The following is a 15,044-nucleotide window of genomic DNA, read 5'->3' on the forward strand; positions in this document are numbered from 1 at the left end:
CTGATTGGATTCTGGGCGCGACGCGCCCGGAATGCCGCTCTCGCTTACCCTATGAAAGCGGTTTCAAGCCATTTCACTCCGGCAGCCCGGCCAGGGCAATAGGGGCTCTCCCGCTGGTCGCGGCGATCAGGCCCAGCACGCGGCCGGGCTCGGCGCCGACCATGTCCCAGGTGAAGCGCCATTCCCAGTTGCCGCCGAGGATGCCGGGGATGTTCATCCGGTGCTCGGACCCGAGGCCCAGCACGTCCTGCAGCGGATACACGGCGACGTTGGCCACCGAGTTCGCGCAGGCGCGGATCATGGCCCAGTGGATGTCGGCGTCGCCGCAGGCCAGGTAGGACGCGGCATAGGCGCGCTCATGGGCGCTGGCCTGGTTCCACCAGCCGCGCACCGTGTCGTTGTCGTGCGTGCCGGTGTAGCAGACCGACGCGCGCGGCCAGTTGTGCGGCAGGAACTCGTGGCCGCCGTCGCCGCCGAAGCCGAACTGCAGGATCTTCATGCCCGGGTAGTTCAGCGCGTCGCGCAGCTCGTGCACGTCGGGGGTGATGAAGCCCAGGTCCTCGGCCACGATCGGCAGCTCGCCCAGCGACTTGGCGATCGCGTCGAACAGCGCCTTGCCCGGACCGGTCTTCCAGACGCCGCGGGTGGCGTCGGGACTGTCGCCGGGGATCTCGTAGTAGGCCGCGAAGCCGCGGAAGTGGTCGATGCGGAACACGTCCGCCGAGCTCAGCATGCGCTGCACCCGCGCGGTCCACCAGGCGAAGTGCTCGTGGGACATCTTCTCCCAGCGGTACATCGGGTTGCCCCAGCGCTGGCCGGCGGCCGACATCGCGTCCGGCGGCACGCCGGCCACGACCGTGGTCTGGAAGTGCTCGTCGAGCTCGTACAGGTCGGGGCGGGCCCAGCAGTCGGCGCTGTCGTGCGCGACGAAGATCGGCAGGTCGCCCATGATGTTCACGCCGCGCTGGTTGGCGTAGGCCTTGAGCGCGCCGACCTGCACGTCGAAGCACCACTGCACGAACTGCCAGAACGACACCTCGTCGGCGAACTGCTCGCGCGCGGTCTCGAGCGCGCGCGGCTCACGGGCGGCGAGGTCACGCGGCCACTCCCACCACGGCTGCCCATTGAAACTTGCGCCCCCGGCGGGGCGGGTACGCCCCGCTCCCCCCGAGGGGGTCAAGCCGGCTTGGGACGGCCCGGCGCCGGCGTTGGGCGAGCGGATGGCCATGAACAGCGCGTAGTCCTGCAGCCAATGGCGCTGCGACACGCACCAGCCCTCGTAGGCCTCGCGCTCGTGCGGCTGCGCCTTCGCGAAGAAGCCGGCCGCGGCGGCGCGCAGCTGCTGCTCGCGCCACGGCAGCACGCGGCCGTACTCGACGCGGCTGGCGTCGAAGCCGCCTTCGGGCGGCACCGGCGTGGCCAGCCAGCCCTTCTCCACCAGCGGCTCCAGCGCCACCATCCACGGGCTGCCGGCGAAGGCCGACACGCCCTGGTAGGGACTCTCGCCCGGGCCGATCGGCGTGCTGGGCAGCCATTGCCAGATCGACTGGCCGGCCGACTGCAGCCAGTCGACGAAGTGGAAGGCCTCGGGCCCGAAGTCCCCGATGCCGTGCGGGCCGGGCAGCGAGGTGATGTGCAGCAGGACGCCGGATTGGCGCTTGTGAAGGTCGATCGTCATGGTGTCGCTCAGGGGTGATCGGGGGAATTCTCGAGGCAGAGCAGCAGGCTGCGCGCGGGCGCGGTCAGCACGGCGCCGTCCAGCGGTCCGGGGACGAGTTCACCGCTGCTGTCGAGCAGCAAGGTCCAGCGCGCCGGTTCGCGGGCGCCCTCGCCCGCCGGCGGCAGCGCGAAGCGCGTCGCCTCCGGGCCGGGATTGACCGTCATCAGCAGGCGCTCGCGGCCATCGCCCAGCAGCGCGGTCAGCGCGTGGCGGCCGCCCTCGTGCCAGTCGTGGTCGCGCATCTCGTGCCCGTCGGGATGGAACCAGCGCAGCGTCGCGCCATCGCAACCGGGCGCCACGAACCATCGCGGGTGGCGAAGCAACGGATGCGCCCGGCGCAGCCGCGCCAGCTCGGCGGTGAAGGCGATCAGCGACTCGTCGGCGGACGGCCAGTCGAGCCAGCCGATCGCGTTGTCCTGGCAGTAGGCGTTGTTGTTGCCGCCCTGGCCGTTGCCGAACTCGTCGCCCGAATACAGCATCGGCGTGCCCTGCGACAGCAGCAGCGTCGCGAGCATCGCGCGGCGCGCGCGCTCGCGGGCCTGGTGGATGGCGGGATCGTCGGTCGGCCCCTCGACGCCGAAGTTGCCGCACAGCTCGCCGTCGCGGCCGTCGCGGTTGTCCTCGCCGTTGGCCTCGTTGTGCTTGCGGCTGAAGCTGACCAGGTCGTTCAGCGTGTAGCCGTCGTGCACGACCAGGAAGTTGATCGAGGCCAGCGGCGCGCGCTGACCGGTGCCGTTGGCGGGCGGCTCGGGATCGAACACGTCGCTGGACGCGCTGAAGCGCCGCGCGAACTCGCCGCGGCCGATCGTCGTGCCGTCCGGCCCGTGGCCGAGCCAGAAGCCGCGCGCGGCGTCGCGGAACTTGTCGTTCCACTCCATGAAGCGGCCGGGGAAACGCCCGAGCTGGTAGCCGTCGGGCCCCGCGTCCCAGGGCTCGGCGATCAGGTGGACCTGCGCCAGCAGCGGGTCCTGGCGCAGCGCGGTGTAGAACGCCGACCGCGGATCGTGGCCGGCGGCCGTGCGTCCCAGCACCGGCGCGAGGTCGAAGCGGAAGCCGTCGACGCCCATCTCGCCGACCCAGAAGCGCAGCGAGTCCAGCACCAGCTGCGCCACCCGCGGATGCTCGACGTTGACGGTGTTGCCGCAGGCGGTGAGGTTCTCCATCCGCGACGGATCGTCGGCCTGCAGGCGGTAGTAGCTCTTCTGGTCCAGCCCGCGCAGCGACAGCGTCGGGCCCCATTCGTTGCCCTCGGGCGTGTGGTTGTAGACGACGTCGAGCACCACCTCGAGGCCGGCCTCGTGCAGCGCATGGACCATCGCGCGGAACTCCGCCGCGACCGCGGTGGGATCGTGGCGCGCGGCGGCGGACGCCAGCCGCGGATCGGGCGCGAAGAAACCCAGCGTGTTGTAGCCCCAGTAGTTGCGCAGCCCGGTGCCGAACAGATGGGGCTCGTCGACGGCGAACTGCACCGGCAGCAGCGACAGCGTCGTCACGCCCAGGCGCTTGAAATGCGCGATCGCGGCCGGATGCGCGAGCGCGGCGTAGCTGCCGCGCAGCGCCTCCGGGATCGCCGGGTGGCGCATCGAGAAGCCCTTCACATGGACCTCGTAGAGCACGACGTCGCGCGGCGCGTGGCGCGGTGCGTTGCCACGCGGGCCCGGGCCGGCGCTCGGCGCGGCGACCCGCGCCTTCAGCGCGGTGGCGCCGTTGTCGCGCTCGTCCAGCGCCAGCGGCCCGTCCGGATGGCCGAACGGATAGCCGTGGTCCTCGGGCAGGTTGCGGAACTCGCCGACGATCTCGCGCGCGTACGGGTCCAGCACCAGCTTGTGGGGATTGAAGCGATGGCCCTCGCGCGGCGCGTGCGGCCCGTGCGCACGCAGCCCGTAGAGCTGGCCCGCGCGCACGCCGGGCAGGAAGCCGCTCCACACGCCGTCGACGGGACCGTGCAGCGCGTAGCGGCGTCGCTCGGTCCTGCCGTCCTCGTCGTACAGGCAGACCTCGACGCGATGCGCATGCGCCGAGAACACCGCCAGGTTGACGCCGCCGTCGCGCACGGTGGCGCCCAGCGGCTCGTGACGGCCGGGCTCGACGGCGTCGGGCAGGACGGACGCGACGGGAGGAACAGGAGGAACGGGCGTGACGGCGGCTGCGCTCATGCGGGGCTCGAAGAAGGGGGGTCGCCGGCCGGGGCCGGCATCAGGAAGATCGTCGCCAGCGGCGGCAGCGTCAACGTGATCGCGGGATCGTCGTCGGGCGCCAGGCGCGGATGCGCCGGATCCTGCGCGCCGCTCATGACATCGCTGCCGCCGTAGACCGCCGCGTCGGTGTTCAGCACCTCGCGCCAGGCGCCGCCGCGCGGCAGCGGCAGCCGGTACGCGGCGCGCGGCACCGGCGTGAAATTGCAGACGGCGACCACGCAGGCGTCCTCGGTGCCGGCGCCGCCGCGGCGCACCCAGGCGAGGACCGATCGCGCGCGGTCGTCCTCGACCAGCCACTCGAAGCCGTCGCGCTCGCCGTCCAGGCGGTGCAACGCCGGCTGGTCGCGGTAGAGCCGGTTCAGGTCGCCGACCAGCCGCTGCACGCCGGCGTGCCGCGGGTCGTCGAGCAACTCCCAGGGCAGCGCGCGCGCGAAGTCCCATTCGTCGCGCTGCGCGAATTCCTGCCCCATGAACAGCAGCTTCTTGCCCGGATGCGCCCACATGAAGCCGAAGTACGCGCGCAGCGTGGCGAAGCGCTGCCAATCGGCCGGATCGCCCGCCTCGGCCGGCACCTTCATCAGCAGCGAGCCCTTGCCGTGCACCACCTCGTCATGCGACAGCGGCAGCTGGAAGTTCTCGCTGAACGCGTAGACCAGGCCGAAGCTCATCTTCTCGTGGTGCCAGGCGCGGTGGACCGGCTGCTCGCGCAGGTAATGCAGCGTGTCGTTCATCCAGCCCATGTTCCATTTGAAGTGGAACCCCAGGCCGCCGACATCGGTCGGCGCGGACACCAGCGGGAACGCGGTCGACTCCTCGGCGATCGTGATCACGCCGGGCGCCTCGCGGCCCAGCAGCGCGTTGAGCTGGCGCAGCAGCGCGATCGCCTCCAGGTTCTCCTTGCCGCCGTGGACGTTGGGCACCCATTCGCCATCGGGGCGCGAGTAGTCGCGGTACAGCATCGAGGCCACCGCGTCGACGCGCAGGCCGTCGATGCCGAAGCACTCGGCCCAGTACAGCGCCGCGCCGCACAGGAACTGCCGCACCTGCGGCTTGCCGAAGTCGTAGATCAGCGTGTGCCAGTCGCGGTGCCAGCCCTCGCGGGGATCGGCGTGCTCGTACAGCGGCGTGCCGTCGAAACGCGCGAGGCCATGCGGGTCCTCGGGGAAATGCGCCGGGACGAAGTCCAGCAGCACGCCCAGCCCGGCCGCGTGGCAGGCGTCGACGAAGCGGCGCAGGCCCTCGGGCGGTCCCAGCCGCGCGGTCGGCGCGTGCAGGCCCAGCGTCTGGTAACCCCAGGAGCCGTCGAACGGGTACTCGGTGATCGGCATCAGCTCCACGTGGGTGAAGCCCAGGCCCGCCGCGTACGGCGGCAGCTCGCGCGCGAGGAAGTCCCAATCCGGGAACGCCGGAGACTCGCTCTCTCGCTCGAGGGTGTCGCCCCGATCGCCAGCCTGCTCGCCGGCCACGATGCGGGTCCGCGCCTCGCCGCCCTCACGGCGCCACGACGTCGCGTGCACCTCGTACGCGCTGATCGGCGCGTCGCGCCGGTTGCGCGCGGCGCGGTCGGCGGGCAGCGGATGCGGCGCGGGCAACGGGTCGACGATGCTCGCGGTGTCCGGCCGCCGCTGCGCCCGGAACGCGTAGGGATCGGCCTTCAGCGGCAGCACGGTGCCGTCGGCCGCGGTGATCTCGTACTTGTAGAACTGGCCGCGCGCCGCGTCGGGCACGAAGACTTCCCAGATCCCGGCGTCGTGCTCGTCGCGCCGGCGCATCGGATGCGCGGCGCCGTCCCAGCCGTTGAAATCGCCGACGACGGCGACCCGCAGCGCCGCCGGCGCCCACACCGCGAAACGGACGCCAGGGACGCCAGGCACGCCCGGCACGCCGGGCACGCCGTCCAGAGTCATCGGATGCGCGCCCAGCCAGCGCCACGGGCGCGGGTGATCGCCGCGCGCGAGCAGCGCGAGATCGGCGTCGGGCAGCAGCGGCATGGGCGGGATCCTCGGAAGCCGGGAGGTCAGCGCAGGCTCTTCGCCGACCAGACGCGGTCGACGTACTCCTCGATCGTACGGTCCGACGAGAACATGCCCATGCCGGCGATGTTCAGCGCCACGCGCTCGGCCCAGGCGCGGCGATCGCGGAACAGCGCGTCGACCTCGGCCTGCGCGCGCAGGTAGTCGGCGAAGTCGGCCATCAGCAGGTAGACGTCCTCGCCCAGCAGCCGGTCGACCAGCGCGCGGTAGCGGCCGGTGTCGCCGTCGGAGAACTCGCCGCCGGCGATCGCCTCGATCACGGCGCGCAACTGCGCGTTCTGCTCGACGACGGCGCGGGGCTCGTAGCCGACGCGCTTGAGCGCGTCGACCTGCTCGGCCTTCAGGCCGAAGGTGAACATGTGGCGCTCGCCGAAGGCCTGCGCCATCTCGATGTTGGCGCCGTCCCAGGTGCCGATCGTCAGCGCGCCGTTGAGCGCGAACTTCATGTTGCCGGTGCCCGAGGCCTCGGTGCCGGCGGTGGAGATCTGCTCGGACAGGTCGGCCGCGGGAATGATGGCCTCGGCCAGCGACACGCCGTAGTTGGGCAGGAACACCAGTTTGAGCCGGTCGCCGACGCGCGGGTCGCCGTTGACCACGCGGGCCACGTCATGCGCCAGCTGGATGATGGACTTGGCCGCCACGTAGGCCGACGCCGCCTTGCCCGCGATCACCACGGTGCGCGGCACCCAGTCCGCGCCCGGGTCCGCGACGATCGCCTGGTAGCGGGCGACGACGTGCAGCAGGTTGAGCAGCTGGCGCTTGTACTCGTGGATGCGCTTGATCTGGACGTCGAACAGGCTGTCCACGTTCACCGTCACGCCCAGCTCGCGCTCGATGCGCGCGGCCAGGCGCTGCTTGTTGCCGCGCTTGACGGACAACAGCTGCTCGCCCAGCGCCGGATCGGCGGCGCGCGGCTTGAGCTTCTCCAGCTCGTCCAGGCGCTGGCGCCAGCCGGTGCCGATGCGCGTGTCCAGCAGCGCCGACAGCCCCGGGTTGGCCTGCTGCAGCCAGCGGCGCGGCGTCACGCCGTTGGTGACGTTGTGGAAGCGCTCCGGGAACAGCCGCGCGTAGTCCGCGAAGATGGTCTGGACCATCAGCTCCGAATGCAGCGCCGCGACGCCGTTGACCCGGTGCGAGGCCACGATGCTCAGCGCGGCCATGCGCACGCGGCGCTCGCCATGGCTGCCTTCGTCGATCAGCGAGACGCGGCGCACCAGGTCCTCGTCGCCGGGGAAGTACTCCCGCACCTCGTCCAGGAAGCGGGCGTTGATCTCGTAGACGATCTCGAGGTGGCGCGGCAGCAACTGCTCGAACAGCCGCACCGGCCAGGTCTCCAGCGCCTCCGGCATCAGCGTGTGGTTGGTGTAGCTGACCGCCTGGCGGGTGATCGCCCAGGCCTCGTCCCAGCCCAGGCCGTGCTCGTCCACCAGCAGCCGCATCAGCTCGGCCGGCGCCAGCGCCGGGTGCGTGTCGTTCAGGTGGATCGCGTTCAGGCGGCCGAGCCCGTCCAGCGCGCCGAACTCGCGCAGGTGGCGCGCGATCAGATCCTGCATCGACGCGCTGACCAGGAAGGCCTCCTGCTTCAGGCGCAGCACGCGGCCGGCCTCGGTGCTGTCGTCCGGATAGAGCACCCAGTTCAGCGCGTCGGCCGCGACGCGGTGGGCGGCGGCGGCGTGGTGCTCGCCGCGGCAGAAGGCGGCGAAGTCGATCGGCGCGGCGGCCTGCGCCTGCCACTGGCGCAGCGTCGAGACGCGCTCGGTGTGATGCGCCGGCACGATGAAGTCGTAGGCCTGCGCGACCAGGTGCTCGGCGGGCAGCCAGCGGCGACTGCCGTCCGCCGCGACGGCCACGTGACCGCCGAAGCCCACCGGGTAGCGCAGCTCGGGCCGCATCGTCTCCCAGGCATTGCCCAGCGCCATCCAGTCGTCGGGCGCCTCGACCTGGCGGCCGTCCTCGATGCCCTGCGCGAACATGCCGTACTGGTAACGCAGCCCGTAGCCGAAGGACGGCAGGCCCAGTTCCGCGAAGGAGTCCAGGAAACAGGCCGCCAGCCGGCCCAGGCCGCCGTTGCCCAGCGCCGCGTCCTGCTCGCGTTCGAGCACGTCCGGCAGGGACTGCCCCTGCCCGGCGAAGGCGGTGCGCAGCGTATCGTCCAGCCTCAGCGCGGCCAGCGCGTTGCCCAGCGCGCGGCCCATCAGGAACTCCATCGACAGGTAGTGCACGCGGCGCACCTCGGCGCGCTCGCCGCGCAGGGCGTCGGCGGCTTGCGTGTCGGCCCAGCGCTGGCCGAGCAGCTCGCGGCAGGCGGTCGCCGCGGCGCGCATCAGCGCCTGCGGACCGGGTTCGGCGCCGGCCAGGTGGAGTTCGCGGTGCAGCGCCTGCGCGAACGCGGTGGTCAGGTCGGGGGAGGCGGTCGTCATGCGGCGAAGTATCCCTCAAGCGACCAAAAGTTCTGTAGTTTCACTACATCGGGTTATCCCGACATCGATGGCAAGTCATTGATTCCAGGAGATTCGTTCGGGCGATGCCGGGTGTGACCGCGTTGTGAACCCGCAGTTCGACATGTATATTCTCTACAAACAAGGAGACGACCCGTGGCGGACGTGAAGCTGCAAGCCGTGGCCAAGGCCTATGGCGAGACCAAGATCCTGCATGGCATCGACCTGGAGATTCGCGACGGCGAGTTCATGGTCTTCGTCGGGCCGTCGGGCTGCGGCAAGTCGACGCTGCTGCGCACGATCGCCGGGCTGGAGGACATCACCGGCGGCGAGATGCGCATCGGCGGCCGCCTGGTCAACGACGTGCCGCCGGCCGAGCGCGGCATCGCGATGGTGTTCCAGAGCTACGCGCTCTACCCCCACATGAACCTGTACGACAACATGGCGTTCGGGTTGAAGCTGGCCAAGGTGCCCAAGGACGAGATCGACCGCGCGGTGCGCTACGCCGCGCGCATCCTGCACATCGAGCACCTGCTCGAGCGCAAGCCCAAGGACCTCTCGGGCGGTCAGCGCCAGCGCGTGGCCATCGGCCGCGCGATCGTGCGCAAGCCCGAGGTGTTCCTGTTCGACGAGCCGCTGTCCAACCTGGACGCCGCGCTGCGGGTGCGCATGCGCTACGAGTTCGCGAAGCTGCACGAGGACCTGAAGACCACGATGGTCTACGTCACCCACGACCAGGTCGAGGCGATGACGCTGGCGGACCGCATCGTCGTGCTCAGCGCCGGCCGCATCGAGCAGGTGGGCACGCCGCTGGAGCTGTACGAGCACCCCGACAACCTCTTCGTCGCCGGGTTCATCGGCAGCCCGAGGATGAACTTCATCGAGGCCGAGGTCGTCGAGGCCTCCGCCGCTCACGCGACGCTGCGCCTGGGCGACGGCGCGACGATCCGCGCGCGGGTCGATGCCGCGCGGGCCCGGGCCGGCGACAAGGTCACGCTGGGCGTGCGGCCGGAACATGTCGAGGTCGGCGGCGACGCCAACCTGATCGCCAGCACCGTCACCTTCGTGGAATCGCTCGGCGGCGTGACGCATGCGTACTGCGCCTACCCGGGCGTGGAGGACGCCCTCACCTGCGAATTCGACGGCCGGACCCGCGTGCGTTCCGGCGACACGCTGCAGCTGCACCTGCCGCCGGACCTCTGCTACCTCTTCGACGCCGACGGCCTCGCGTTCAAGCGCCTCGGAGCCGCGGCATGAGCGGTCGCCGCGAGGAAGGCGGCCGCGCCAGGCGGCTGAAGGCCGCGATGCTGGCCGCGGCGGCGCTGGCGCTGCTCGGCGGCTGCGAGAAGGTCGCGGCGCAGGCCGCGCCCAAGCTGCTGGTCTGGATCAACGGCGACAAGGCCTACAACGGGCTGCAGAAGGTCGGTGACGCGTTCGAGCGCGAGTCCGGCGTGAAGGTCGTCGTCGAGCACCCGGTCGACGCGCCCGAGAAGTACACGCAGGCCGCGGGCGCCGGCAAGGGGCCGGACGTCTTCTGCTGGCCGCACGACCGCGTCGGCGAATGGGCCAAGGCCGGGCTGCTGACGCCGGTGCAGCCGCGCAAGGCGCTGTATGAGGAGGTCGAGCCCGCCGCGTGGCAGGCCTTCCGCTACCAGGGCCGCTACTGGGGATATCCGATCGCGATCGAGACCACCGGCCTGATCTACAACAAGGCGCTGGTGGCCAGGCCGCCGGCGACCTGGGACGAGGTCATCGCGCTGGACCAGCAGCTGCGTCCGCGCGGCAAGCACGCGATCCTGTGGGACTACAACAAGAGCTTCTTCACCTGGCCGATGTTCGCGGGCGCCGGCGGCGTGATCTTCGGCCGTGACGCGCAGGGCGACTTCGACGCCCGCCAGGTCAACGTGAACAACGAGGGCGCGCTGGCCGCGGGCCGGATGCTGGCGCGGCTGATCCAGGACGGCGCGATGCCGCGCGGCGCGCGCTACTCGGAGATGGAATCGAGCTTCGCGCGCGGCGAGGTCGCGATGATGATCTCCGGCCCCTGGGCCTGGGACAACGCGCGCAAGGCCGGCATCGACATCGGCGTCGCGCCGATCCCGGCGGTGGTGCCGGGCAAGCCGTCCAAGCCCTTCGTCGGCGTGCTGGGCTGCATGATCTCGGCGCCGTCCAAGCACAAGGACCTGGCGCGCGAGTTCATCGAACGCCACCTGATGCGGCCCGAGTCGCTGAAGGTGCTCGACGCGGACGTGCCCATCGGCGTGCCGGCCAACAAGGCCTTCTACCAGGCGCTGTCGGTGAACCCGCTGATCCGCGCCAGCATGGACAACGCCCGCGCCGGCGAGGCCATTCCCAACATCCCCGAGGTGGGCCGTTTCTGGACCGCGATGGACGCGGCGCTGGAGGCGATCACCAACGGCCTGCAAAGCCCCAAGGACGCGCTGGACGGCGCGTCGGGCCGGATGCTGCTCAAGCAATGAACGCCACGACCGCCTCCACCTCGGCGCTCGCCGCCAGCCTGCCGGGCTCGCCGCTGTCCGAGGCCTACACCCGCCAGCCGCCCGGCGTGCTGGACCGGCTCGCCAAGGGCCTGTACTGGCCCACGCTCGCGGTGGTCGCATTGGCGGCGCTGTACCTCGTGTTCATGCTGTACGCGGCGGGGCTGACCGCCTGGGCGCTGGGCGTGCTGCTGCTGGCGGGCGCCGGCTTCGCGGTCTACCTGTCGCGCGCGGGCTTCGCCTACCGCTACCTGTTTCCCGGCGTGGCCGGGATGCTGCTGTTCATCGCCTTCCCGCTCGCGTACACGACGCAGATCGGCTTCACCAACTACTCGTCGGCCCACCTGCTGAGCCAGGAGCGGGTGCGCGAGTTCCTGCTGGAGCAGCACGACACGGTGCTGGACGAGGTGCGCGACAGCAGCGTGCATGGCGCGGGCAGCGACTTCCGGGTGGTGCTGCGCGATCCGGCCACGGGCGCGGCGCAGTTCGTCTCCCCGCCGCTGGCGCTGCGGCAGACGGACAAGCCCCTGGACGTCGCGATGCAGGCCGTGGGGCCGGCGGACGCGACGCTGGGCACGGCGCTCACGCTGAAGGAACTGGTCGATCACCGGTTGGCGCTCGCGCAGCTGCGGCTGCGCCTGCCGGGCCAGGCGGGCGGCACCGGGGCCACCGGCGGCGTGGGGGACACGTCGACGCTGCGCTACCTGGGCCTGCGCGAGTTCGGCCCGATCCGGCCCCACTTCGAGGAACAGTCCGACGGCGCGATGAAGCGCGTCGCCGACGGCGCCCTCTTCCGGCCGGACGCGGGCACCGGCTACTACGAGGGCCAGGGCGCGGCCGCGGGCACGCACCTGGCGCCGGGCTACAAGGTGCAGGTCGGCGCGCGCAACTACCAGCGCATGCTGTTCGACGCGGAGTTCCGCGGCCCCTTCCTGTCGATCTTCGGCTGGACGGTCGTGTTCTCGCTGCTGACGGTGGTCTTCGCCACGGCGATCGGGATGATGCTGGCGGTGCTGCTGAACTGGGAGGACCTGCGGTTCCGCACCACCTACCGGACGCTGCTGTTCCTGCCCTACGCGGTGCCGGGCTTCATCTCGATCCTGGTGTTCAAGGGCCTGTTCAACCAGAACTTCGGCGAGATCAACGCGATCCTGGATGCGCTCTTCGGCGTGCGGCCGGCGTGGTTCGCGGACCCGTCGCTGGCGCGGACGATGCTGCTGATCGTCAACGTGTGGCTGGGCTACCCGTACATCATGATCCTGTGCACGGGGTTGCTGAAGGCGATCCCCTCGGACCTGTACGAGGCCTCGGCGCTGGCCGGCGCGGGGCCGCTGACCAACTTCTTCAAGATCACGGCGCCGCTGATCATCAAGCCGCTGTCGCCGCTGCTGGTGTCGGCCTTCGCGTTCAACTTCAACAACTTCGTGCTGATCGCGCTGCTGACCGATGGCCGGCCGGACTACCTGTCGACCAAGATCCCGGCGGGGCAGACCGACATCCTGGTCAGCTACACCTACCGGATCGCGTTCCGCGACTCGGGCACGGACTTCGGGCTCGCGGCGGCGATCTCGACGCTGATCTTCATCCTGGTGGCGGCGATGTCGCTCCTCAACTTGCGGCTCATGCGCAAAGCCAACCAATAAGGACGCCGGGACCATGGCCATCGTTCGAGGCAAGCAGGCGCGCTGGCGCGTCGTGGCGGCGCATGCGCTGCTGTGGGTGTTCCTGGCGGTGACGCTGTTCCCGCTGCTGGCGGTGGTGTCGATCTCGCTGCGGCCGGGCAACTTCGCCACCGGCAGCCTGATCCCGACGACGATCAGCCTGGAGCACTGGCAGCTGGCGCTGGGCATTCCGTACCAGGCGGCGGACGGCTCGCTGGTGCAGCCGCCGTTCCCGGTGCTGACCTGGCTGTGGAACTCGATCAAGGTGGCGACGATCTCGGCGGTGCTGATCGTGGCGATCTCGACGACGGCGGCCTACGGCTTCGCGCGGCTGCGTTTCCCGTTCAAGGGCGGGATCCTGAACAGCATGCTGCTGCTGCAGATGTTCCCGCCGGTGCTGGCGCTGGTGGCGATCTACGCGATCTTCGAGACGATCGGGGCCTTCGTGCCGTGGCTCGGCATCGAGACGCACGCGGGGGTGATCGTGGCCTACCTGGGCGGCGTGGCGACGCACATCTGGACCATCAAGGGCTACTTCGAGACGATCCCGGTGGAGATCGAGGAGAACGCCAAGGTCGACGGCGCGACGCACTGGCAGGCGTTCCGGCTGGTGCTGCTGCCGATGGCGGTGCCGATCCTGATGGTGGTGTTCGTGCTGGCCTTCATCGGCTGCATCATCGAGTACCCGGTGGCGTCGGTGCTGCTGCGCGAGGAGTCCAACCTGACGCTGGCGGTGGGGTCGAAGTACTACCTGCACGACCAGCGTTTCCTGTGGGGCGACTTCGCGGCGGCGGCGGTGCTGTCGGGGCTGCCGATCACGGCGGTGTTCCTGCTGGCGCAGCGCTGGATCGTGTCGGGGCTGACGGCGGGTGGGGTGAAGGGCTGAACGGAAGTGGTGCCCGGCGCGCCGCTCAGGCGCCGCCTCGATGCTCCGCATGGGCCGAGAACGCGGCGGCGGTGGCCTCGATGTCCGCCGCCGGGATGCGGTGACGCCGTGCCAGCGCCCGCCATCCATCGACGGCCGACAGGACGTCCTCGATGACGCCATCGCTGTCGTCCTTGGTCAATCCATAGAACGCGTGGGTGCTCCGCACGGTCTCCAGACTGGGGCGGTTGTCGACGTCGTCGAGGTTCAGCACATGCTCGGCCTTGTCGACGTTTGGATTGACGTCGAAGGCCGGCGCCAGTCGCCACCCTGTCTTGTCGAGCACGAAGCCATGGTTGCGCAGGTGATCGTCGCGATTGCCGATGGCGACGTTGAAGACCACGCGCCGGAAGAGCTGCTCCAGGTCTTCATCCACATGCGCGTTCGCCCCGCTGCGCCGGATGAACTGCGCCAGCTCCAGGTAGCTCGTGCCCTCGCTCTGAGCCTTGCCGAGGAGCGTCATCGCCGACGCGTAGAAGCGCCGCCGCCCTCCGGAACGATCGAAACGCTGCACGCAGAAGGTGTGGAACTCGTTGTTGAGCCGCAGCAGCCTGGCTTGCGGCACCGCGATGCCGGCCTGCTGCGCGAGGGCATGAGCGACATGCTCCCACGCGCCGACATCCCGGTCGTCATCGCGCGCGGGGAACTTGCCGATCCACAGCGCGCCATCGGCTTCGGTGAAGTTGGCCTTGGGCCTCGCGCCGCCCAACGAGGCGCCGGGAGCCACCAGCACCGCCAGCCAACGTCGCAATGCCGCCAGATCGTCGATCCGGCGATTGGTCAGTTCGTATGCGACGGCCTCGAGCTCGCGCAGCGTGGTCACCGGCGGCGCCGCCAGGCCGTCGTCGTCCAGGAACCCCGGGGCCCCTTCGAAGCGGAAGCGCAACGCGCCTTGCCGGGTGAGGTCCTGCACGCCGATGAGGAAGTCCCAGGCATACAAGGCTCGGGCGACCCGACGCGATGCCTTGGCCTGCAGCGCTTCCCGCCGCTTCATGAGCGTCTGGCCCCAGCGGTCCGGCGACGAGTCCAGGAAGATGCCGAAGTTGCCGGTGTCCGGCTTCGGGAAGAACGGTTGCGCGTCCAGGTTCAACTCGGGGTCCAGCGCGAACGCGCGGGGATCCTCGAGCCATTGCCGCTCGTACCTGAATCGGACCTGTCCGCGGTCGTGCGACAGCGTCCCCACCAGCGTCGCCGGACCCAGATCGCAGTCCAGCCACACCTCCAGCCTCCCAGGTCGATCCTTCATGTGTCCTCCGCGTCGGGAGGATCGGAGTGAGCCGGCTTGACTCCCGCGGTTCGAGTTCGCCTTGCTGCAGGCGCCGGCGCCATCGCCAGATCCTGCAAACGCCGCCCGACATGGTCGTCGGCGGCGAGGCCGTTGAAGTCCTTGTCCAACCCCAACGCGGCCAGCACACGCAGGTAGGTGCCGAGGGTGACGCCGGCATCGCCGACTTCCACCTTGTAGAGGGTGGTACGAGAAATGCCGGCGCGACTCGATACTGTCGCGCTGCTCAACTTGCGTCTCAGACGCGCCAGGCGAATGCGCTCCCCCAGTTGGGTCAGCATCCTCT

10 protein-coding genes are annotated in these 15,044 nt (G+C 70.6%); 4 read left to right on the top strand and 6 right to left on the bottom strand.

Translation table 11 applies throughout. The features are described 5' to 3' along the window. Positions 1-73: 73 nt before the first annotated feature. The 4 genes from malQ to N5D62_RS22515 are packed head-to-tail and all read right to left on the bottom strand — an operon-like array spanning position 74 to position 8,371. A complete protein-coding gene (gene malQ, locus N5D62_RS22500) occupies positions 74-1,678 on the bottom strand; it encodes a 4-alpha-glucanotransferase (RefSeq protein ID WP_279760129.1) in 1,605 nt (534 codons plus the stop codon). 8 nt (positions 1,679-1,686) lie between these two features. Next, entirely contained in the window at positions 1,687-3,876 is a 2,190-nt protein-coding gene (glgX, locus tag N5D62_RS22505; protein WP_279760130.1) for a glycogen debranching protein GlgX, read from the bottom strand. Further along, positions 3,873-5,909, bottom strand: a complete 2,037-nt coding sequence (glgB, locus tag N5D62_RS22510) for a 1,4-alpha-glucan branching protein GlgB (RefSeq protein ID WP_279760131.1) — start codon at positions 5,907-5,909, stop codon at positions 3,873-3,875. The genes glgX and glgB overlap by 4 nt, the downstream gene beginning before the upstream one ends. A 26-nt stretch (positions 5,910-5,935) precedes the next feature. After that, on the bottom strand, positions 5,936-8,371 hold the full coding sequence (locus N5D62_RS22515; protein ID WP_279760132.1) for a glycogen/starch/alpha-glucan phosphorylase: 2,436 nt from the start codon (positions 8,369-8,371) through the stop codon (positions 5,936-5,938). 174 nt (positions 8,372-8,545) lie between these two features. On the opposite strand from N5D62_RS22515, the gene ugpC reads away from it, so the two are divergent. The 4 genes from ugpC to malG are packed head-to-tail and all read left to right on the top strand — an operon-like array spanning position 8,546 to position 13,434. Beyond that, positions 8,546-9,646, top strand: a complete 1,101-nt coding sequence (gene ugpC / locus N5D62_RS22520) for a sn-glycerol-3-phosphate ABC transporter ATP-binding protein UgpC (protein ID WP_279760133.1) — start codon at positions 8,546-8,548, stop codon at positions 9,644-9,646. Further along, positions 9,643-10,869, top strand: a complete 1,227-nt coding sequence (gene malE, locus N5D62_RS22525; RefSeq protein WP_279760134.1) for a maltose/maltodextrin ABC transporter substrate-binding protein MalE — start codon at positions 9,643-9,645, stop codon at positions 10,867-10,869. Before ugpC ends, malE begins: the two co-directional genes overlap by 4 nt. Continuing rightward, complete coding sequence (gene malF, locus N5D62_RS22530) at positions 10,866-12,530, top strand: maltose ABC transporter permease MalF (RefSeq protein ID WP_279760136.1); 1,665 nt, start codon at positions 10,866-10,868, stop codon at positions 12,528-12,530. The genes malE and malF overlap by 4 nt, the downstream gene beginning before the upstream one ends. Before the next feature lie 13 nt (positions 12,531-12,543). Beyond that, the gene (gene malG / locus N5D62_RS22535; protein WP_279760138.1) at positions 12,544-13,434 is read left to right on the top strand and encodes a maltose ABC transporter permease MalG; all 891 of its coding nucleotides are present in this window, start codon (positions 12,544-12,546) and stop codon (positions 13,432-13,434) included. Between the two features lie 25 nt (positions 13,435-13,459). Here malG and N5D62_RS22540 read toward each other — a convergent pair whose 3' ends face one another. Together N5D62_RS22540 and N5D62_RS22545 are read right to left on the bottom strand one after the other, a co-directional pair. Further along, on the bottom strand, positions 13,460-14,719 hold the full coding sequence (locus tag N5D62_RS22540) for a type II toxin-antitoxin system HipA family toxin (RefSeq protein ID WP_279760139.1): 1,260 nt from the start codon (positions 14,717-14,719) through the stop codon (positions 13,460-13,462). Beyond that, entirely contained in the window at positions 14,716-15,039 is a 324-nt protein-coding gene (locus N5D62_RS22545) for a helix-turn-helix transcriptional regulator (protein ID WP_279760141.1), read from the bottom strand. The genes N5D62_RS22540 and N5D62_RS22545 overlap by 4 nt, the downstream gene beginning before the upstream one ends. Positions 15,040-15,044 lie beyond the last annotated feature (5 nt).

The organism is Mitsuaria sp. GD03876 (assembly GCF_029840635.1).
Classification (GTDB): domain Bacteria; phylum Pseudomonadota; class Gammaproteobacteria; order Burkholderiales; family Burkholderiaceae_C; genus Roseateles.